This is a genomic window from Bradyrhizobium sp. CCBAU 45389 (assembly GCF_028128625.1).
GTDB classification, from domain to species: domain Bacteria; phylum Pseudomonadota; class Alphaproteobacteria; order Rhizobiales; family Xanthobacteraceae; genus Bradyrhizobium; species Bradyrhizobium liaoningense_B.
In genome coordinates, this window is sequence record NZ_LBIY01000087.1 from 190296 (window position 1) to 210114 (window position 19819).

At 65.7% G+C, this 19819-nt stretch carries 16 protein-coding genes; 8 read left to right on the forward strand and 8 right to left on the reverse strand.

Going from position 1 to position 19819, the window contains the following annotated elements:
- Window positions 1-116: 116 nt before the first annotated feature.
- The 3 genes from XH79_RS17805 to XH79_RS17815 all read right to left on the reverse strand — a co-directional run bounded on the left by XH79_RS17805 (window position 117) and on the right by XH79_RS17815 (window position 5721).
- Complete coding sequence (locus XH79_RS17805) at window positions 117-3278, reverse strand: multidrug efflux RND transporter permease subunit (RefSeq protein ID WP_271582452.1); 3162 nt, start codon at window positions 3276-3278, stop codon at window positions 117-119.
- A 6-nt stretch (window positions 3279-3284) separates the two neighbouring features.
- A complete protein-coding gene (locus XH79_RS17810; protein WP_212344792.1) occupies window positions 3285-4478 on the reverse strand; it encodes an efflux RND transporter periplasmic adaptor subunit in 1194 nt (397 codons plus the stop codon).
- Between the two features lie 229 nt (window positions 4479-4707).
- The gene (locus XH79_RS17815) at window positions 4708-5721 is read right to left on the reverse strand and encodes an SAM-dependent methyltransferase (RefSeq protein ID WP_271582453.1); all 1014 of its coding nucleotides are present in this window, start codon (window positions 5719-5721) and stop codon (window positions 4708-4710) included.
- Between the two features lie 247 nt (window positions 5722-5968).
- Here XH79_RS17815 and XH79_RS17820 point away from each other — a divergent pair, with 247 nt between their 5' ends.
- The 4 genes from XH79_RS17820 to XH79_RS17835 all read left to right on the forward strand — a co-directional run bounded on the left by XH79_RS17820 (window position 5969) and on the right by XH79_RS17835 (window position 8758).
- Window positions 5969-6988 (forward strand): flagellar motor protein MotA, encoded by a 1020-nt coding sequence (locus tag XH79_RS17820; protein ID WP_212344786.1) that lies wholly within the window; start codon window positions 5969-5971, stop codon window positions 6986-6988.
- A 4-nt stretch (window positions 6989-6992) separates the two neighbouring features.
- Complete coding sequence (locus XH79_RS17825; RefSeq protein WP_271582454.1) at window positions 6993-8021, forward strand: peptidoglycan -binding protein; 1029 nt, start codon at window positions 6993-6995, stop codon at window positions 8019-8021.
- On the forward strand, window positions 8021-8470 hold the full coding sequence (locus XH79_RS17830; RefSeq protein WP_271582455.1) for a GNAT family N-acetyltransferase: 450 nt from the start codon (window positions 8021-8023) through the stop codon (window positions 8468-8470). Before XH79_RS17825 ends, XH79_RS17830 begins: the two co-directional genes overlap by 1 nt.
- Window positions 8471-8539: 69 nt before the next feature.
- On the forward strand, window positions 8540-8758 hold the full coding sequence (locus XH79_RS17835; RefSeq protein ID WP_271582456.1) for a hypothetical protein: 219 nt from the start codon (window positions 8540-8542) through the stop codon (window positions 8756-8758).
- A gap of 19 nt (window positions 8759-8777) precedes the next feature.
- Here the strand turns inward: XH79_RS17835 and XH79_RS17840 are convergent, their stop codons facing one another.
- Window positions 8778-10628: an ABC transporter ATP-binding protein/permease gene (locus tag XH79_RS17840; RefSeq protein WP_271582457.1), complete on the reverse strand. Its 1851-nt coding sequence runs from the start codon at window positions 10626-10628 to the stop codon at window positions 8778-8780.
- A 198-nt stretch (window positions 10629-10826) separates the two neighbouring features.
- On the opposite strand from XH79_RS17840, the gene rpmE reads away from it, so the two are divergent.
- Window positions 10827-11054, forward strand: a complete 228-nt coding sequence (gene rpmE, locus XH79_RS17845) for a 50S ribosomal protein L31 (RefSeq protein WP_018646677.1) — start codon at window positions 10827-10829, stop codon at window positions 11052-11054.
- A gap of 195 nt (window positions 11055-11249) precedes the next feature.
- Here the strand turns inward: rpmE and rcdA are convergent, their stop codons facing one another.
- On the reverse strand, window positions 11250-11759 hold the full coding sequence (gene rcdA, locus XH79_RS17850; protein WP_271582458.1) for a protease adaptor protein RcdA: 510 nt from the start codon (window positions 11757-11759) through the stop codon (window positions 11250-11252).
- Window positions 11760-12339: 580 nt separating this feature from the next.
- Window positions 12340-12531, reverse strand: a complete 192-nt coding sequence (locus XH79_RS17855; protein WP_271582459.1) for a DUF1192 domain-containing protein — start codon at window positions 12529-12531, stop codon at window positions 12340-12342.
- 112 nt (window positions 12532-12643) lie between these two features.
- On the opposite strand from XH79_RS17855, the gene XH79_RS17860 reads away from it, so the two are divergent.
- Both XH79_RS17860 and XH79_RS17865 read left to right on the forward strand, forming a co-directional pair.
- Window positions 12644-13642 (forward strand): NAD(P)H-quinone oxidoreductase, encoded by a 999-nt coding sequence (locus XH79_RS17860; RefSeq protein ID WP_212344769.1) that lies wholly within the window; start codon window positions 12644-12646, stop codon window positions 13640-13642.
- Between the two features lie 139 nt (window positions 13643-13781).
- Window positions 13782-16658, forward strand: coding sequence for an EAL domain-containing protein (locus XH79_RS17865; protein WP_212344766.1), 2877 nt, complete (start codon window positions 13782-13784; stop codon window positions 16656-16658).
- Between the two features lie 854 nt (window positions 16659-17512).
- On the opposite strand, the gene XH79_RS17870 is transcribed toward XH79_RS17865, so the two are convergent.
- Window positions 17513-17761, reverse strand: coding sequence for a hypothetical protein (locus XH79_RS17870; protein ID WP_271582460.1), 249 nt, complete (start codon window positions 17759-17761; stop codon window positions 17513-17515).
- A gap of 11 nt (window positions 17762-17772) precedes the next feature.
- Entirely contained in the window at window positions 17773-18033 is a 261-nt protein-coding gene (locus XH79_RS17875) for a DUF7662 domain-containing protein (protein WP_212344757.1), read from the reverse strand.
- 155 nt (window positions 18034-18188) lie between these two features.
- Between XH79_RS17875 and XH79_RS17880 the strand changes: the two genes are divergently transcribed.
- Window positions 18189-19685 (forward strand): sensor domain-containing diguanylate cyclase, encoded by a 1497-nt coding sequence (locus XH79_RS17880; protein ID WP_212344754.1) that lies wholly within the window; start codon window positions 18189-18191, stop codon window positions 19683-19685.
- Window positions 19686-19819 lie beyond the last annotated feature (134 nt).

A 19819-nucleotide genomic window follows, 5' to 3' on the forward strand; every position in this document is an offset into this window, starting at 1 on the left:
CTCTCAATCGGCGGGTTGGCTATGCATTCGCACTGCGGTGCGAATGCATGCTCATTCAATCCAGAGGTGCAGTCTGGATTGAGGCCCCCGAGAAAGCAAGCTGGCCGATCCGCTGTTCAGTGGCCGGCTCTTGCCGGCGCCGGTGGCCCATAGGCCTCGCCTTCCCTCACAGCCTCCGTCTCCCGATCCCCGGCCAGCACGCGCTGCACGGAGACGAAGAACACCGGCACCATCAGGAGCGCCAGGATCACCACGGCGATCATGCCGCCCATCACGACGCTGCCGAGCGCCTGCTGGCTGGCGCCGCCGGCACCATGCGCGATCGCCATCGGCAGCACGCCGCAGATGAAGGCGAGGCCCGTCATCAGGATCGGGCGGAAGCGCAGGCGGCAGGCTTCGATGGTGGCTTCGACCAGCGGCTTGCCTTCTTTCCGCAGATCCTTGGCAAACTCGATGATGAGGATCGCGTCCTTTGCGGCGAGGCCGATGATCGTGATCAGCCCGACGGTGAAGTAGACGTCGTTGGGCAGGCCGCGCAGCATCGCCGCGGCCACGGCACCGACGATGCCGAGCGGCACGGTGAGCAGCACCGCGAGCGGAATGGTCCAGCTCTCGTAGAGTGCGGCGAGGCACAGGAACACCACGAATACCGAGAGCGCGAGCAGGAACGGCGCCTGCGAGCCCGACAGCTTTTCCTGCAGCGACTGGCCGGTCCATTCATAGCCGAAGCCGCGCGGCAATCTGCCGGCGAGCCGCTCCATCTCGGCGATGGCATCGCCCGAGGTGAAGCCGGGCCTGGCTTCGCCGGAGATGCGCACCGCCGGATAATAGTTGAAGCCGGCGATCTGCGTCGGGCCGCGCGCCCATTCGACCGTCGCGAAGGACGAGAACGGCACCAGTTGGCCGCGGCTGTTCTTGACGTTGTAGTTGAGGATGTCCTCGGTCCGCATGCGGTCTCTCGCATCCGCCTGCACCACGACGCGCTGCATGCGGCCGCGGTTCGGGAAGTCGTTGATGTAGTTCGAGCCGAGATTGGTCGAGATGGTGTTGTTGATGTCCTCGAAGGTGACGCCGAAGGCGCCGGCCTTCTCGCGGTCAATCACGAGATTGACCACGCCGGCCTCCGGCAGGCCCTCGATATAGACCTTCTGCAGCACCGGGCTGGCATTGGCCTCCGCGATCAGCTGGTCGGCCGCGCGCATCAGGGCCGGATAGCCCTTCTGGCCGCGGTCCTGCAGACGGAATGAGAAGCCGGAGGAGTTGCCGAGATTGTCGATCGGCGGCGGCTGCAGCGCGGAGATTTTTGCGTCGCGGATCGATGATCCCAGATCGCGGTTGATGTCGTTGACGATCGCCGCGGCGGAATCCTTCGGACCGCGTTCCGACCAGTCCTTCAAGGTGATGAAGGCTTGCGCGGTATTCATGCCCTGGCCGGAGAAGCTGAAGCCGGTGAGGAAGGTGACGTTGTCGACGCCCGGCCGCTGCGCCAGATATTTCTCGACCTTCTCGATCACGGCCTCGGTGCGGCCGTAGGACGAGTCCGACGGCGTCTGCACGTCGGTGGTGATGAAGCCCTGGTCGTCGATCGGCAGGAAGCCGCCGGGCAGGTTGACGAAGGTCCAGGACAGGCCAACCAGCAGCGCGACGTAGACCAGCATCAGGCGGCCGGTGCGCTTGAGCGAGAAGCCGACGGTGCGGGAATAGGTTTCCTTGCTGCCTTCGAGCATGCGGTTGAACCAGCCGAACACGCCCCGCTTCGCGTGGCCATGACCGGCGGTGACCGGCTTGAGCAGCGTCGCGCACAGCGCCGGCGTCAGCGACAGCGCCAGGAAGGCGGAGAAGCCGATCGCGGCGACCATGGTCACCGAGAACTGGCGGTAGATGATGCCGACGGAGCCCGGGAAGAATGCCATCGGCACGAACACCGCCATCAGCACCAGCGTGATGCCGATGATGGCACCCGAGATCTGCGACATCGCCTTGCGTGTCGCCTCCTTCGGCGGCAGGCCTTCCTCGCTCATGATGCGCTCGACGTTCTCGACCACGACGATGGCGTCGTCGACGAGGATGCCGACCGCGAGCACCATGCCGAACATCGAGAGCATGTTGATGGAGTAGCCGGCGAGCAGCAGCGTGCTGCAGGCGCCGAGCAGCGCCACCGGCACCACGATGGTCGGGATGATGGTGTAGCGGATGTTCTGCAGGAATAAGAACATCACCACGAACACCAGCACCACGGCCTCTAACAGCGTCGTCAGCACCTTCTTGATCGAGGCCTCGACCACCGGCGTGATGTTGTAGGGAATCTCGTAGGAGATGTTGGCCGGGAAGAAGCGCGACAGCTCCTTCATCTTGGCTTCGACCGCGCTCGCGGTCGCCAGCGCATTGCCGGTCGGCGACATCAGCACGGAGAGACCGGCGGTCGGCTTGCCGTCGAGGCGGGTGTTGAACTGATAGCTGAGGCCGCCGACCTCGATGCGCGCGACGTCGCGCAGGCGCACGGTCGAACCGTCGGCATTGGCGCGCAGGATGATGGCGCCGAATTCATCGGGCGAGGAGAGCTGGCCCTTGACCAGCACGAGGGCCGAGGTGCGCTGGCTCGAGGTCGACGGCTCGGCGCCGATGCTGCCTGAGGCGACCTGCGCGTTCTGTGCGGCGATGGCCTTGTTGACGTCATCGGCGGTCAGCCCGTAGCCGACCAGTTTTGCGGGATCGACCCACACACGAAGACTGCGCTCGGTCGAATAGAGCGTGGCGCGGCCGACGCCGGGGATACGGCGAACTTCGCCGAGCACGTTGCGGATCATGAAGTCGCCGAGGCCGACCTCATCCAGGCTGCCGTCGGTCGAGTTCAGCGTGATGATCTGGAGCACCGCGCTGGAGGCTTCCTCGATCAAAATGCCCTGCTGGATCACCGCGCGCGGCAGGCGCGCCTCGACGCGCTTGATGCGGTTCTGCACCTCGACCGAGGCCGCGCTGGTGTCGGTGCCCGGCACGAAATTGGCGATGATCTCGACTTGGCCGAGCGAGTCGCTGGTCGATTCGAAGTTGAGGATGCCGGAGGCGCCGTTGAGCTCCTCCTCGATCAGCCGCGTGACGCTGTTGTAAAGGTTTTCCGGCGAGGCGCCGGGATAGCTGGTCGAGATCGAGATCGAGGGCGGCGCGATGATCGGATATTGCGCGATCGGCAGCAGCGGCACCGAGATCGCGCCGATCAGACAGATGAACAGCGCGACCACCCAGGCGAAGATCGGCCTGTCGATGAAGAAACTCGCCATGGCGCGTTACCGCGTGAGCTTCTGGGCGTGCCGGTTGTCCGCGGTCGCGTCCGCTTCCGACCAGGATTGCGGCTTGACCCTGTCGCCCGCCGCGAACTTCTGGAAGCCCTCGACCACGACCTTGTCGCCCGCCTTCAGGCCTTCGGTGACGAACCAGAGTCCGTCCTGCACCGAGCCCGTACGCACCGGCTGCACCGCGATGTGGTTGTCGTCCTTGACGACGAACACCTCGCTGCCGCCGCCGCCATTGCGCTGGATCGCCTGCTGCGGCACCGCGATCGCGTCACTGTCGAGACCCTGGTCGATGCGGACGCGGACATACATGCCCGGCAAGAGCTCGCGCTTGGGATTGCGGAATTCGCCGCGCAGCGTCACCTGGCCGGTATGGGCGTCGACCTTGGCATCCGAGAACAGCAGCTTGCCGTCGAGCGAATAGAGCGTGTTGTCGTCGAGCACGAGCCGCACCTTGGCGGCATCCGCCGCAATGCGCTCCAGATCGCCGCTCTCGAAGGCGCGGCGAAGCTGGTTGAGCTCGGTCACCGACTGGGTGAAGTCGGCATAGATCGGATCGAGCTGCTGGATGGTGGCAAGATTGGTCTCGTTCTGCACCGCGAGCGCGCCCTCGCTGACGAGGGCCGCGCCGACGACGCCATCGATCGGCGCGCGTACGGTGGCATAGTCGAGGTTGAGCTTGGCGCGGGCGAGATCGGCCTTGCGTCCCTCGACCTCGGCATGAGCCTGGCGTTCGGCAGCGATCGCCTTCTCGTTCTCGGCCTCCGGCGCCGCGCGATCCCTGGTGAGGGTGGCGATGCGGTGCGCCTGCTGCTTGGCCTGCATCAGCGCAGCCTCGGACTTGGCGACCGCCGCCTCGTTGGCCATCACCTCGACCTCGAACGGACGCGGATCGATGCGGTAGAGCGGATCGCCGGCCTTCACCTCGCTGCCCTGGCGGAACAGGCGTTCGACCACGATGCCGGAGACGCGCGGCCGCACGTCGGAGACGCGGGTCGGCGCGATGCGACCCGGCAGCTCGCGCACCACGGCGCGCGGTTGCGGCTTGACGACGACGATGCTGACGTCAGGATCGGTGGGCGGAGCGGCGGAGACGGCCGAGCTCGATTCGTCGCAACCTGCGAGCAGCGGCGCAAGGGCCGCGAGCATCATTGCAACGCATGCCGATCGCGCACGAAGTCCTGACATGAAGTTAAGTGCCCCGATGTTGTTGAACTGGTCACGCGCGCGCCGACCCGTTCTGGGTGATTTGCGCGCAGCTGATGCCGTCAAAATAGAATGGACCTGCTGCGACGCAACGCATGCTGCGGGCGGCTCAATGTCACACGACCTATCTTGCTGACTTTTTGGGGCTTTTCGGGACTCACCGGATTGTGAGTCGGGTTCCATCACCGCGGGCTGCGACAGAAGATCGCAATCACTCGGCGGCCTTCATCCGGTAGTGGCTGACGCCCCATTCGGTTCCGTCGGCATAGCCGAACAGGCCCGAGGTCGCGAGGCAGAACCAGCGCCAGCGCCGCATCCAAAGACCGGTGTCATCGCCATGGACCTCGCGCAAGGCCGCCTCGATCGTCTCGCGACGCGCGTCGAAATTGGCAAGCCAGTCGTTGGCGGTGCGCTGATAATGGGTGCCGCTCCAGCACCATTCCTTCTCGACCGTGAAGATGTCGTCGAACTGCCTGACGAGGTGATGGCTCGGCATCAGCCCGCCGGTGAAGACGTGCTGGGCGATCCAGTCCTCGCGATCGGTCCGGTCGAACAGGTGGGAGCCGGTGCGATGCGCGGCGATCTGCATGAAGAAGCGCGCCTCGGGCGCGAGCCATGAGTGCAGGCGCGTCATCAGCTTGCGCCAGTTCGTCATGCGCTCGAACGCCTCGACCGCGACGATGCGGTCGAACTGGCTGTCGGGCGCGAAAACGTTCATGTCGGCGGTGACCGCGCGGAGGTTGGACAGCCCGCGCAGCCGCGCCTCCTCCTCGATCAAGGCGCGCTGCGCCTGCGAGTTCGAGACCGCGGTCACCGTCGCGTGTGGAAACTGCCGCGCCATCCACAGCGACAGCGCGCCCCAGCCGCAACCGAGCTCGAGGATGGCCTGGCCGTCGGCGAGACCGGCATGCTCGACGGTCTGGCGCAGCGCCTCCTCCTCCGCCTCCTGCAGGGTGGTCGCGTCGGTCTTGTAGAAGCAGCACGAGTATTTGCGGTTGGGGCCAAGCACCTCCGCGAAGAAGGACGCAGGCACCTCGTCGCGCCCGGCGTCCCCGGCAATCGGCCGCAGCAGCATCCGTCCGGCGATGGCGGCATCGCCGGCCGCATCAGGCGCGGCAAGACGGGTTGCTGTGCGGGAGCAGAGGCGCTGGATCGCAGCCCGGATCACGACATCAGGCAGCGGCACACGTTCGGCAGTCCCGATGATCGCGGAAACGACGCTCATGCGACCACTCCCTTGGTCAGGTCTCGTGGGGCGGCGGAGGAAGAACGGGCAGGTGCCGGCAACAAGCCGGGGCAGCCACAGGGCAGCGGCGGCCTGCGGTGTCTTGCAATTGACACGTTATCAAAGCGCGGTTTCCGCTTCGGGTTCCGGGCGCTCTCCACGAAATCGGCGCATCCGGCGCTTTTTTTGGGCCGGGCCTGTGCCATAGTGCGCCCCGCAATCACGTTCGTAACGGATGATACCGGCCATGCCGTCTGGCGCCCCGCCCCGCTCCTCCATCGACATCGAATATACCAAGCTGTCCTCGCCCAGCGTCTTCCTGGTGCGGATGCTGGTCTTCCTGGTGCTGTGCACCCTGGTCGGCGTGGTGCTCTACAAGCAGATCATCCAGGCCTTTTTCGCCAATCCCGGGCTGAACGCCCTGATCGGCGGCGTCCTGTTCATCGGCATCATCCTGGCTTTCCGCCAGGTCATCCGGCTCTACCCTGAAGTGTCCTGGGTCAACAATTTCCGCATCGCCGATCCCGGCCTTGCCCCCGCCCGGCACCCGAAACTGCTGGCGCCGATGGCGATGATCCTGGGCGGCGAGCGCACCGGGCGGATGACCATCACCCAGACCACCATGCGGCATTTGCTCGATTCGATCGCGACCCGCCTGGACGAGGCCCGCGACATCTCCCGCTACATGACCGGCCTGCTCGTCTTCCTTGGCCTGCTCGGTACCTTCTGGGGCCTGATCGAGACGGTCGGCTCGGTCGGCAAGGTGATCGACGGGCTCAAGGTCGGCGGCGATTCCGGGGCACTGTTCGACACGCTGAAGGAGGGCCTCGCCGCCCCGCTCGGCGGCATGGGCATCTCGTTCTCGAGCTCCCTGTTCGGCCTCGCCGGCTCGCTGATCCTCGGCTTCCTCGATCTGCAATCGAGCCAGGCGCAAAACCGCTTCTACACCGACCTCGAGGACTGGCTCGCCACCACCGTGCGCGAATATGGCCGCGGCGAGGTGCCTGTCGCCGCCGCCGGCGGCGGGGTTGCCAGCGGCGAGCTTCAGGCCGCTGTCGAGCGCTTGCGCTCCGTGCTCGAGGAAGGCAGCACCAGCCGCGGCACCACGGCGGCGATGGCGAGCCTTGCCGAAGCCATCCAGGCGCTGGTCTCGCACATGCGCACCGAGCAGCAGATGATCCGCGAATGGGCCGACGGCCAGGGCGAGCAGAACCGCGAGATCCGGCGCCTGCTCGAGCGCATCGCGCGTCAGCCCGAGAAGGGTTAGCGACATGGCACTCGCGCGCGGCCGCCGCAGCGAAGGCGCCTTCAATTACTGGCCCGGCTTCGTCGACGCACTGTCGACGCTGGTGCTGTCGATCGTGTTCCTGCTGTCGGTGTTTCTCGTCGTGCAGTTCTTCCTGTCTCAGGAGGTGACCGGCAAGGACAAGGCGCTGGAGCAGCTCAACGCCAAGATCGCTCAGCTCAACGAGCTGCTGTCGCTGGAGAAGCTCGGCAAGCTCACGCTCGACGATCAGGTCTCGCAGCTGAGGGCCGGCCTGGCCTCGGCCGAGTCCGAGCGCGACCGCGTCAAGGGCCTCTATGAGGGCCTCGCGGCCGCCGGCAATGACGCGCAGGGCAAGACTACCGAGCTCGGCAAGGCGCTGGACTCGGAGAAAGCAGTCTCGGCGCGGGCGCTGGCGCAAATCGAGGTGCTGAACCAGCAGATCAGCGCGCTACGCCGGCAATTGGCGGCGCTGGAAGAGGCGCTGGATGCATCCGAGAAGCGCGACAAGGAATCGCAGAACCGGATCGCCGATCTCGGCTCCCGCCTGAACGTCGCGCTGGCGCAGCGCGTGCAGGAATTGTCGCGCTACCGCTCGGAATTCTTCGGCCGCCTGCGCGCCATCCTCGGCAACCGCCCCGACATCCGAATCGTCGGCGACCGCTTCGTGTTCCAGTCCGAAGTGTTCTTCGACACCGGCCAGGCGGTGCTGCTGCCCGAGGGCCGCGCCGAGCTCGACACCCTGGCAGCCGCGCTGATCGAGCTCGACAAGAAGATCCCGAGCGATATCCCCTGGGTGCTGCGCGTCGACGGCCACACCGATGTGCGGCCGGTGAGCGGCGCGAACTTCAAGTCGAACTGGGACCTCTCAGCCGCCCGCTCCATCTCGGTGGTGCAATATCTGATCTCGCTCGGCGTGCCCGCCCAGCGCCTCGTCGCCGCCGGCTTCGGCGAATTCCAGCCGCTCGACACCGGCAACACGGAAGAGGCCTACAAGCGCAACCGCCGCATCGAGCTGAAGCTGACGGAGCGGTAGTGAGCGGCGCCATCCACCTCCGCCCCTACCGCCCCGAGGACGAGGCCGCCTCGATCGACCTCTGGCATCGCACCTGGCAGCAGGCCTACCCGCAGATCGATTTCGCCGCGCGGCTGGAATGGTGGCGCGAGCGCTGGCGCAAGGATCTGGTGCCGAAGGCCCAAATCGTGGTCGCCGAACAGGACGGCGTGCTGACCGGCTTCGTCACCATCGACGGCGAGGGTTATCTCGACCAGCTCGTGGTCGATCCCGCGCATTGGGGCTCGGACGCGGCACGGCTGCTGGTGGATGAAGCCAAGCGGCTGTCGCCATCGGGCGTCACGCTGCTCGTCAACAAGGACAACGCCCGCGCCATCCGCTTCTACGAGCGCAACGGCTTTGCCCATGCCGGCGACGACGTGAACCCGACCTCGGGCCGGCCGGTGCTGAAGATGGTATGGCGGGCGTGAGGCCTGTCACGGTTGGATCCCGCAGCGCCGGTTAATCGTTGTCTCAGGCAGGGCCGATGGAGACGATCGATGAAGCTGAGCGAGCTGGCCAAGGGATCCTCGGTGATGCTGGGCGTCATCGTCGCCGGATATGTGTCGACGAGCTATGTCGACCAGCGCTTCGCGACATCAAGCGCCCCTGCGCAGACGAACGGCCCCGGACCATCGGCCTGCGTGGACGCGGACGGAAGCTGGAAGAACTGGCCGTGGCCGAACGTTCCGGCGCTCTCGCCGAAGTGCGAGCGATGAAACTGTAGAAGGCTCCGCCTCACGCCCCCTCGAACTGCAGCCTCGCCAGCCGTGCATAAAGCCCGTTCGCGGCCACGAGCTCGGCATGCGTGCCCTGCTCGACGATCTTGCCGTGGTCCATCACCAGGATGCGGTCGCAGGACAGGACGGTCGCGAGGCGATGGGCGATCACCAGCGTGGTGCGGTGGCGCATCAATTCTTCCAGTGCGGTCTGCACCAGCGTCTCGCTTTCGGCATCGAGCGCGGAGGTGGCTTCATCGAGCAGCAAAAGCGGCGCGTCGCGCAGGATCGCGCGGGCGATCGCGATGCGCTGGCGCTGGCCGCCTGACAGCGTCACGCCGCGCTCGCCGAGCGGAGTGTCGAAGCCTTCGGGCAGGCGGCGGATGAATTCGGCGGCGTGTGCGAGCTCGGCGGCGCGCTCGACCTCGGCATCACCAGCATCGGGCCGGCCGAAGCGGATGTTCTCGCGGGCGCTCGCGGCGAACACGTTGGATTCCTGCGGCACCAGCGCAATGCGGGAGCGGAAGTCGCGGGGATCGGCGGACTTCACCGGCACGCCGTCGAGCGAGATCACGCCACCACGCGGATCGTAGAAGCGCAGCAGCAGATGGAAGATCGTGCTCTTGCCGGCGCCGGAGGGACCGACGATCGCGACCTTTTCGCCGGGCCGCACCGTGAACGACACGGCGTCGAGCACGTTGACCTCGGGCCGCGCGGGATAGGCGAAGCTGACGCGGTCGAACCCGACCTCGCCGCGCGCCGGCACCGGCAGCGCGCGTGGAGAAGCAGGTGCCGCGATCTCGGGCTGCACGTGCAAGATCTCGAACAGGCGCTCGGCGGCGCCGGAGGCAGCCGAGACCTCGCCCCAGACCTCGCTGAGCTGGCCGAGGCCGGCGGCGGCAAAGGCGGCATAGAGCACGAACTGGCCGAGCCGGCCCGGCGTGATGGCGCCGGTGAGCACGTCATGCGAGCCGATCCAGAGGATCGCCACCACGCTGGCGAACACGATGAAGATGATGATGGCGGTGAGCACGGCGCGAGCCTGGGTCGAGGTGCGTGCGGCCTCATAGGCCTGCTCGACCTCGCCGCCGAAACGCTTCTCGGCAAAGTTCTCGCTGGTATAGGCCTGCACGGTGCGGATCGCGCCGACCAGCTCGCCCGCATAGGCGGAGGCATCGGCGAGCGTGTCCTGCGCATTGCGCGACAGCCGGCGCACCCAGCGCCCGAACGCGACCAGCGGCAGCACGATCAGGGGTATCGCCAGCAGCACGAAGCCCGACAGCTTCGGGCTGGTGATCACCATCATCGCCGCCGCGCCGAAGAACATCATCAGATTGCGCAGCGCGATCGACACCGAGGCGCCGACGGCGGACTTGATCTGGGTGGTGTCGGCGGTGAGGCGCGAGATCAGCTCGCCGCTCCGCGCGGAATCGAAGAAGGACGGCGACAGCGACAACAGATGCGCGAACACGTCACGGCGCAAATCGGCGACGATGCGCTCGCCGATCGTCATCACGAGGTAGTAGCGCGCAGCGCTCGCCAGCGCGAGCACGGCGACGACAGCGATCATCACCGAGAAGTAGCTGTTGATCAGCTCGATGCCCTCGGGCGTCAGGCCGAAATCGATCATCCGGCGCACCGCGACCGGCACCAGCAGCGTGGTCAAGGCCGCGATCGTGAGCGCGACGAAGGCGAGCGCGGCCCGGCCGCGATAGCGGCTCACATAGGGCGCGAGCGCCAGCAGCGGCCGCAGCTTCGCCCGCCCTTTGGCGGGCTGCTCGATCAGCTCGGCCTCGATCGACGGGGCTTCCGGCGGCGCGGTGTCGCGCTCGTCGCGGTACTGGTCATCAAGCCGTTCCACTGCGCTCATGAGATCGGACCCAAGCAGACAATGCCCCCACATAGGCCGGTGCAGGGGGAGTGGCAAATCCGGGATGTCCCTTAGGGAACGGCCCGGTTCTCAAGTCCCCACAATGGCTTGTTTTAAGGGGGCCTGTGGGGTATAGAGCCGCCCAAATCCGTCATTCGCTAGCCACCCAGATAGGCGCCGGCGCGCCGAGGAATTGCCATGAAAGCCGAAATTCACCCGAATTATCATACGATTACGGTCGTGATGACCGACGGTTCCGAGTACCAGACCCGCTCCACCTGGGGCAAGGAAGGCGACAAGCTGCACCTCGACATCGACCCGAAGTCGCACCCGGCCTGGACCGGCGGCTCCCAGCAGCTGATGGACCGCGGCGGCCGCGTCTCGCGCTTCCAGAAGAAGTTTTCGGGCTTTCTCAAAAAGGATTGATCCGGCCCGCAAGGCTGGAGACGAAAAACGCCCCCGGGAAACCGGGGGCGTTTTTGTTTGTGGGAGTTCTCGACCAAGGCCGAGGAATCGTAGGGTGGGCAAAGCGAAGCGTGCCCACGAATTCTTGCTACGATCCCGAAAGGCTGATGGTGGGCACGGCGCTGCGCGCCTTTGCCCACCCTACGGCACCTGTGATTACCGCTCGAACGCGGCCTTCAGGGCGTTGAGGTGCGGCACCAGCGGATTACCGATGGCGACGTGTTCGGCCGGCGGGGTGTGGATGGTGGTGTCGAGCCGGCGCACGCGGGTCTGCAGGCTCATCGAGCGATGGATCAGCTCCTGGAGCTGCGAGGGCAGCTTCTCGATGGTGTCGGACGGGCCGGGATCGGCGGCGGTGAGCTTGACCTTGGTCTTCTCGCGGTTGGCCTGCATCAAAGTCATCTCGCCTTCCTTCACCGCGCGGTGCAGCAGCAGCCACGAGGCGAGCTGCATCAGGCGGGTGGTGAGACGCATGCTTTCGGTGGCGTAAGTGAGGCTGACGGCGCGGTCGAGCGCCTTGGCCTCGACGCGGCCGGCGCCGTCGAGATAGGCGGCGGTCTCTTCGACGAGGTCCATGCCCTCGCGGAACAGCGCGCCGAACGCCGCAGAATTGGTGAAACGCTCGCTGAGTTGAACGAGAGCACCTTCAGCTTGCAAACGTTCCATGGTTAACGCCCCTTACGCAACTGTTTACCCGTCCGGCTTTGGCGCCGGATTATGATGAACAAATCATTGCGCGGGCGAGGCGCGGAGTCCAGCGACAAGCTCGGATATGGTTTCCGCGGGTCTTTCCTCGGAATTCAACCGGGAAGAGACTCTTGTGAGGCGCTTTCTTGACGCGAACCGGTACCCACCTCGCTCGAAGGCGCTTTGGCGCAAAAAAAGAGCCGCCGGAGACCGGCGGCTTTGAAAGTTGATAACAGGGAGGCGTCAAACAGAGTGGACAGGAGCCACTCGGTGTCCAAACGAGGACAGGTCCAGTCATAAACCCGAAAGCTTAATCGACCGTAAACGAGCTAATTTTTTGAGAGTTCGTTAGCCATGTCGGCCAGTGGCCGAGTGCGGTGCGGAACAAAACTCTCTCGTCGTCCGGGCCTAGTGCGCAATTGCGCACGGGGGCCGGGACCCGTAACCACAGGGTGGAGTTGTCGCGCGAGTTGGTAACTCCGAGTCATCGCCAAATGACTTGCACGGAGTATAGGTCCCGGCCTTCGCCGGGACGAACGGCGGTTGGTGTGGCGGCGACTTACGACTTGAAGAAACTGTTCGCCGCATCGCGCGAGGCGCGCTTCTTGGTGGCGGCTTCTTCCAGCCTGGCGATCTCGGTCTTAAGGAGAGCGACGCGCTCGGTCAGTTCCTCCACTGACAAGAGTGAGAGATCCTGTCCGATTTCGTGCGTGACCTTCTTGCGCGGGCGGTCGTCGTCTTCCATCGGCATGTCGTTCCTCCTGCGTTCGCGCCTGTCACACCGCTGAGGCGGTTGCCAGCCTGGGCCGCGCTGGCTAAGCAATGGCCTCGTTTCCTCCTGCACCTTTGCTCAAGGACACATCATGGACAAGCTGCCTGCGCAAATGACCGTGGTCGCCATCTCCAAGCCCGGCGGACCGGAGGTGCTGGTTCCTGAACAGCGCGCGCTGCCGCAGCCCGGTCCCGACGAGATCCTGGTCAAGGTCGAGGCTGCCGGCGTCAACCGGCCCGACGTGGCGCAGCGCTCCGGCGCCTATCCGCCGCCGCCCGGCGCCAGCGACCTGCCCGGCCTCGAGATCGCCGGTGAAGTGGTCGCCGTCGGCAGCAACGCCAAGCGGCACAAGATCGGCGACAAGGTGATGTCGCTGGTCGCCGGCGGCGGCTATGCGCAGTACTGCATCGCCCAGGACGCCCAGGCCATGAGCGTGCCGCCGGCACTGTCGATCAAGGAAGCCGGCGCGCTGCCGGAGACCCTGATGACGGTCTGGCACAACGTGTTCGAGCGCGGCGGGCTGAAGGCCGGCGAGACGCTGCTGATCCATGGCGGCTCCTCCGGCATCGGCACCATGGCGATCCAGCTTGCCAAGGCGTTCGGCGCAAAGGTGTTCGTCACCGTGGGATCGCAGGACAAGATCGATGCCTGCCTCAAGCTGGGTGCCGATCGCGCCATCAACTACAAGACGGAAGACTTCGTCACTGTCGTCAAGGAAGAGACTGGCAAGGCCGGCGTCAATCTGATCCTCGACATGGTCGCCGGCGACTATGTCGACCGCAACTATGATGCCGCCGCCGTCGACGGCCGCATCGTCCAGATCGCGACCCTCAACGGCCCCAAGGTCAGCGTCAACATCGCCAAGGTCATGGTCAAGCGCCTGACCCATACCGGCTCGACGCTGCGCCCCCGTAGTAATGCGGACAAGGCGGCGATGGTGGCCGCGATCGAACAGAAAGTGATGCCGCTCTTACGCGAAGGCCGCATCAAACCGGTGATGGACAGCACTTTCCCGCTGGAAAAGGCGGCGGACGCCCACCGGCGCATGGAGACGAGCGCACATATTGGCAAAATTGTGTTGGAAGCCTAGGCCGCTGGCCCACAGGGCCAGCCGGAAACCCTTTGATTTTCCTCGCTTTCGTGGCATCTATCGCGACGCACCGAACCAATTCCGTCCGGTGTGAAATCGTCTTCCACCGAAGAGTTGCGTCGAACGCGGAGAACTGGCCTTGCGTCTGATCAGGTGCCTCGCGCCCATCGCGCTGGGCCTCATGATTCTTGTCGCCGCGTACCCTGCGCGCGCGCTCGACGCCGTCAGCGTCCGCAGTGACGCGCCCGCGATCGACCTCACCGGCGTGCTCGAGCATCAGCGCAGCGATGCCGACCGTATCCAGGTCTCGACCGCGCCCGGCACTGACGGCATCGTCCGCCGCATCGAGGTGCGCGCCCGCGAGGGCGGACAGAACTGGGTGGTGTTCGCGCTCGCCAACAACACCGACGACCAGCTCGACCGCCTGATCGTCGCGCCGCACTACCGCATCGTCTCGTCGGGATTGCTCTGGCCCGACCTCGGGCTGTCGCGCATCGCGACCATCACGCCGTCGATCGGCGACCGGCCCGAACGTCAGGAGAGCGCAACCGCGGACGTGTTCCGCATCACGCTCGATCCCGGCGCCGTCGTCACCTTCGTCGCGGAGCTGCGCACGGACAAGCTGCCGCAGCTCTATCTGTGGGAGCCCGAGTCCTACAAGGACAAGGTCAACTCTTTCACGCTGTACCAGGGCATCGTGATCGGCATCTCCGGCCTGCTGGCGCTGGTGCTGACGATCCTGTTCGTGGTGAAGGGCAGCATCATGTTCCCGGCCGCCGCGGCGCTGGCCTGGGCGGTGCTGGTCTATATCGGCGTCGATTTCGGCTTCTGGGGCAAGGTGCTCGACATGTCGAACAACGCCGAGCGCATCTGGCGCGCGGCGGGTGAAGCGATATTGGCGGCGACCCTGCTGGTGTTCCTGTTCGCCTATCTCAATCTCAGTCGATGGCATGTGCGCTATTCGCACATCACGGTGGGCTGGCTGGCGTTCCTCGGCTCCCTCGTCGCGCTCGCTTTGTTCGATCCGGCCGTCGCCTCCGGCATCGCGCGCATCTCGCTGGTGCTGATCGCTTTCGCCGGTTTCGCGCTGATCGTCTATCTCTCCACCCACGGCTTCGACCGCGCGGTGCTCTTGATCCCGACCTGGTTCCTCCTCGTGGTCTGGGTGGTCGCGGCCGGCATGACGGTGGCGGGCTCCGTCACCAACGACATCGTCGGCCCTGCCCTGCTCGGCGGCCTCGTGCTGATCGTGATGCTGATCGGCTTCACCGTGATGCAGCACGCCTTTGCCGGCGGCGGCGCCACCACCGGCGTCGTCTCCGACATCGAGCGGCGGGCCTTGGCGCTGGCAGGCTCCGGTGATCTGATCTGGGACTGGGACGTCTCCGCCGACAAGGTCTTCACCAGCCCCGAGACGGAAGCCCTGCTCGGCCTCAAGCGCGGCACGCTCGAAGGGCCCGCGGCCTCCTGGTTAGAGGTGCTGCATCCGCTCGACCAGGACCGTTTCCGCGCCGCGCTCGACAGCGTGCTCGACCAGCGCCGCGGCCGTCTGGTGCAGGATTTCCGCCTGCGCACCCCCGACGGTCACTTCATGTGGTTCGCGCTGAAGGCGCGCCCGGTGGTCGGCTCCGACGGCGAGGTCTCCCGCGTGGTCGGCACGCTCACCGACGTCACCGAGTTGCGCAACGCCGAGGAGCGCCTGCTGCACGATTCCGTGCATGACAACCTCACCGGCCTGCCCAATCGCAAGCTGTTCATGGACCGGCTCGGCGGGGTCGCAAACTTCGCCAAGACCATGCCGACGCTCCGTCCGACGCTGATGGTGATCGACCTCGACCGCTTCAAGCAGGTCAACGATTCCGTCGGGATTGCGGTCGGCGATTCCATCCTGCTGACGCTCGCCCGCCGCCTGACCCGCATCCTGAAGCCGCAGGACACGCTGGCGCGGCTCGCCGGCGACCAGTTCGGCCTGATCCTGCTGTCGGAGCAGGATCCGGCGCGGATCACCAATTTCGCCGAGACCATCCGCAAGACCATCCGCGCGCCGATCGCCTTCAACGATCGCGAGATCTTCCTGACGGCTTCGATCGGCCTTGCGCTCTCTGACCCGCAGACGCAGCTGACCGACGAGATCATCAAGGACGCCGAGCTTGCGATGTATCATTCCAAGCGCATCGGCGGCGACCGCATCGACGTCTACAAGCCGGCGATGCGTGCGCGAAAGACCGACCGCCTGACGCTGGAGAGCGAACTGCGCCGCGCCATCGAGCGGCAGGAGATCACGATCCTGTACCAGCCGATCGTGCGGCTGGAGGATCGCTCGGTCGCCGGCTTCGAAGCGCTGGCGCGCTGGGATCATCCGAAGCTCGGGCGCATGGCGCCCTCGGAGTTCATCGGCATTGCGGAAGAGACCGGCCTGATCGTCGACCTCGGCATGTTCGTGCTTGACCAGACCGCAAAGCAGCTTTCGGTGTGGCAGCGCGCGATGCGCTCGCGCGAGCCGATCTTCGCAAGCGTCAACGTCTCGTCGCGGCAGCTGCTGCGCCACGACCTCATCCACGACATCCGCACCGTGCTGTCGCGCTCCTCGGTGGCGCGCGGCACGCTCAAGCTGGAGCTGACGGAATCGCTGGTGATGGAGAACCCTGAGCACGCAGCTCAGATGCTGACGCGCATCCGCGAGCTCGGCACCGGCCTGTCGCTCGACGATTTCGGCACCGGCCATTCGTCGCTGGCCTATCTGCAGCGCTTCCCGTTCGACACCATCAAGATCGACCAGTCGTTCGTGCGCACCACCAACCGCGGCACCCGCCCGGTGATCCTGAAGTCGATCATCGCGCTGGCGCACGATCTCGGCATGGACGTCGTGGCCGAAGGCGCCGAGACCGATTCCGATGCGGTCGAGCTCTACCAGATGGGCTGCGAATACGCGCAAGGCTTTGCCTTCGGCGAGCCGATGGACGCGGATGCGGCGATGCGCCTTCTGACGGAAGTGCGGCTGGAAGCGGCGAGCTGATCGCTCCCGCGAGTCCGGTATCGTAGGGTGGGCAAAGGCGCACTTGCGCCGTGCCCACCATCTCTCCACACATGCCGCGCCAAATGGTGGGCACGCTTCCGCCTTCGCTCTTCGAGCTACGGCGGACAAGTCGCTTTGCCCACCCTACGATTCTAACCGCCTCCCTCTCCCCTCCTTGAGGGGGCGCCCGCGAAGCCACGGGGTGAGGTGCCGACGAGGCCGTGCTTGATCCAGATCAATGGACCGCTGCTCAACCGCCGCGAAAAATGGCGCGCAGCATTCGATCCAGAACGGTTTCGTCATCGAGGTCGTTGGGCTCGCCACTGTCGTTCTCGACGTGCCCACACACGTCAAGCGCAACGGCTGGAATGAGCGGACCAAGCGCCTCCTTCTCAGGAGTTACGGATGACCCGGCACCTTTTCTACGCGATCACCCTCATAGGCACCGGAATGTTCCTCGCCTCCTCGGCCGAAGCAGTGACGGCGGCACGATGCGAGGATCGAGGCGCAAACTGCATCGGCACATGTGCCGACTACACCGGCGGGGCCGGTGACGTTCGGGGCCGCCAGAACGTGTGCATGCGAGCCTGCGACCGGCAGACAACCAGATGTCTGATACGAGCACACGCCGACAACGAACGCTGGCTCCGTGAGCGCCAATGAAGGCCTTGGCTCGACACCCCGGCTAGCGGCGACCGTTCTCACGTTCGCGGTGGACCGCGCGTCCGCCTGATCTGGTACCGTAGGGTGGGCAAAGGCGCACTTGCGCCGTGCCCACCATCCAACCCTACGACGGAGGTGGTGGGCACGCTCCGCTTTGCCCACCCTACGATACTGTCTCCGTAGCTCGTGCTTTAGCTCGGCTTGCGCCGCAGACTCGCGATCAACCAAATCCCAGCCGGTAACGAAATCGCCGCCAGACCGCCCCAGACCATTCCCGCCTGCTCGAGATAGACGTCCTGCGAGACCGGGTCGTAGCAGCGGCCGAGTTCGTTAAAACAGTCGCGCCAGCGCCAGTAGCGGGCCTCGAAGGCGAGCGCAAAGAGCACGCCCAGACCGATCAGAGCTGCGCCAAGAACACCCCTCAGCCAGCGCAGGATCATGCGGCGCGGCCTCACCTGCGCTGGGATTTCTGCTTCCTGAACCGCACGCTCGCTCCGTCCGGCATCCGTGTCGCCACGAATCCGGCGGCGAGGCAGGCCTCGCGTTGCGGCATCTGGATGTCGGGGCTGCGCAAACTGTCCCACCATGAGGCACGATTGGCCGCGCGCGGCAGCGCCGCACCGATGATCTCCTCGATCTGCTCGAAGGTCAGCACGAATTCCGCCTGCTTCTGCCGCAGCAGATAATCGCGCAACGCGTCGTAGTCGTTCACACTCGTCCTCTCGTCCGAAGCCCGGATCTCTTCACATGAGGCCTGCCGAAAATCGTTAGCCGCATCAACCGATTCTTAACTCATTGCGGCAGCGCCGTACCAGCTTAAACACTGCTCAAGGTTTAGGGCGCATCCATCAGGGTCGGGAGCAAACGATGCTGTCTGGATGGCGCGAAGTCATGGCCCGCCGGCCGTGGCGGATTTCGGCGAAGCTGCTGATCATCTCGTCCGTGGTGACGGTGATCGGCTTTTCCGCCATTTGCGTCAACGTCATGCTGGACATGCGCCGCGGCGAAGAGGCGCTGGCCCGCCAGACGCTGGAAAACCTTGCCACCACCATCGAATCCGACATCAGCCGCAACATCGAGATCTACGATCTGTCGCTGAAGGCGGTCGCCAGCAACATGCTGCTGCCGGAGCTCGCCACGGTCTCGACGCCGGTCCGGCACCTGATCCTGTTCGATCATGCGACGACGGCACGGCATTTCGGCGCCATCCAGGTCTATGACGCGGAGGGCAGGCTGACGATCGATGCATCCACGCTCGATCCGCCCTCCGAAAATCGCGCCGACGAGGACTATTTCACGGTCCACCGCGACAATCCCGGCGCCGGTCTCTTCATCAGCCGCCCGATGCTGTTCCGCGGCGCCTATTCGATCGTGCTGAGCCGGCGCATCAGCGACACCGACGGCGGCTTCATGGGCGTCGTCACCGGCTCGATCCGATTCAGCTATTTCCACGAATTGTTCGAGCGCCTGAGCCTCGATCCCGAAGACACGATCACCGTGCTCAAGCGCGACCGCACCATCATGATGCGGCGGCCGTTCGACCTCGACGTGATCGGCAGGAACCTGAACGAGCGTCAGAGCTGGAAGGCGGACAATCTGCGCGCCGGCAGCTCCTATTCCGGCCAGGGCCCGGTCGATCCGACGCCGAGGCTCTATGCGCGCAGCGGCGACGGCGGACCGCTGTTTGTGGTGGCCGGCAAGCCTCTGAGCGCGGTGTTCGAGCTGTGGCGGAAGGAGGCCTATCGCATCGGCGCCGTGGTGCTGGCGCTGATCGTGTTCATGCTGGCATCGACGCTCGTGCTCGCGCGCGAGATCGGCCGGCGCGCCGAGGCCGAGCGCAAGCTCGAGGAGCTGGCGACGACGGATGCGCTCACTGGCCTGAAGAACCGCCGCAAGTTCGACACCGTCATCGACGTCGAATGGCGGCGCGCCATGCGCCAGAAGACGCCGGTCGCGCTGCTGATGATCGATGCCGATCACTTCAAGGCCTACAACGACACCTTCGGTCATCAGGCCGGCGACCAGGTGCTGGTCGGCATCGCCATCTGCATTTCCGACTCGGTGCGGCGTGCCGGCGACTGCGCCGCGCGCTATGGCGGCGAGGAATTCGCGGTGCTGCTGCCGGACACCTCGGCCACTGAGGCCTTCAAGATCGCCGAGACGATCCGCCTCAAGGTGCAGGGCTGGTCCGACGACCAGGCGACATCGACGGTGTCCTGCGGCATCGCCAGCCTCGTCCCCGCCGCCGGCATGGACTGGACCATCCTGGTCGCCGCCGCCGACAAGGCGCTCTACGCCGCCAAAGCCGGCGGCCGCAACCAGTCCGTGGTCGCGAGCCTACCGAAGCTGTCGCTGGTGGCGTGAGGGACGGTCGCAGCTCGTTGTAGGCGGAGGCGCACACCACACCCACGGTGTCGTCCCGGCGAAGGCCGGGACCCATAATCACAGGGAAGAGTTTGGCGAAGACTCGCGGTTCGGTACTGCTACCGACTGCAATT

Bases quoted from the DNA above. Each gene is read 5' to 3' on its own strand.
- XH79_RS17805 (WP_271582452.1), bottom strand. From the start codon at position 3,278: ATGGCGAGTTTCTTCATCGACAGGCCGATCTTCGCCTGGGTGGTCGCG.
- XH79_RS17810 (WP_212344792.1), bottom strand. From the start codon at position 4,478: ATGTCAGGACTTCGTGCGCGATCGGCATGCGTTGCAATGATGCTCGCG.
- XH79_RS17815 (WP_271582453.1), bottom strand. From the start codon at position 5,721: ATGAGCGTCGTTTCCGCGATCATCGGGACTGCCGAACGTGTGCCGCTG.
- XH79_RS17820 (WP_212344786.1), top strand. From the start codon at position 5,969: ATGCCGTCTGGCGCCCCGCCCCGCTCCTCCATCGACATCGAATATACC.
- XH79_RS17825 (WP_271582454.1), top strand. From the start codon at position 6,993: ATGGCACTCGCGCGCGGCCGCCGCAGCGAAGGCGCCTTCAATTACTGG.
- XH79_RS17835 (WP_271582456.1), top strand. From the start codon at position 8,540: ATGAAGCTGAGCGAGCTGGCCAAGGGATCCTCGGTGATGCTGGGCGTC.
- XH79_RS17840 (WP_271582457.1), bottom strand. From the start codon at position 10,628: ATGAGCGCAGTGGAACGGCTTGATGACCAGTACCGCGACGAGCGCGAC.
- rpmE (WP_018646677.1), top strand. From the start codon at position 10,827: ATGAAAGCCGAAATTCACCCGAATTATCATACGATTACGGTCGTGATG.
- rcdA (WP_271582458.1), bottom strand. From the start codon at position 11,759: ATGGAACGTTTGCAAGCTGAAGGTGCTCTCGTTCAACTCAGCGAGCGT.
- XH79_RS17855 (WP_271582459.1), bottom strand. From the start codon at position 12,531: ATGCCGATGGAAGACGACGACCGCCCGCGCAAGAAGGTCACGCACGAA.
- XH79_RS17860 (WP_212344769.1), top strand. From the start codon at position 12,644: ATGGACAAGCTGCCTGCGCAAATGACCGTGGTCGCCATCTCCAAGCCC.
- XH79_RS17870 (WP_271582460.1), bottom strand. From the start codon at position 17,761: ATGATCCTGCGCTGGCTGAGGGGTGTTCTTGGCGCAGCTCTGATCGGT.
- XH79_RS17880 (WP_212344754.1), top strand. From the start codon at position 18,189: ATGCTGTCTGGATGGCGCGAAGTCATGGCCCGCCGGCCGTGGCGGATT.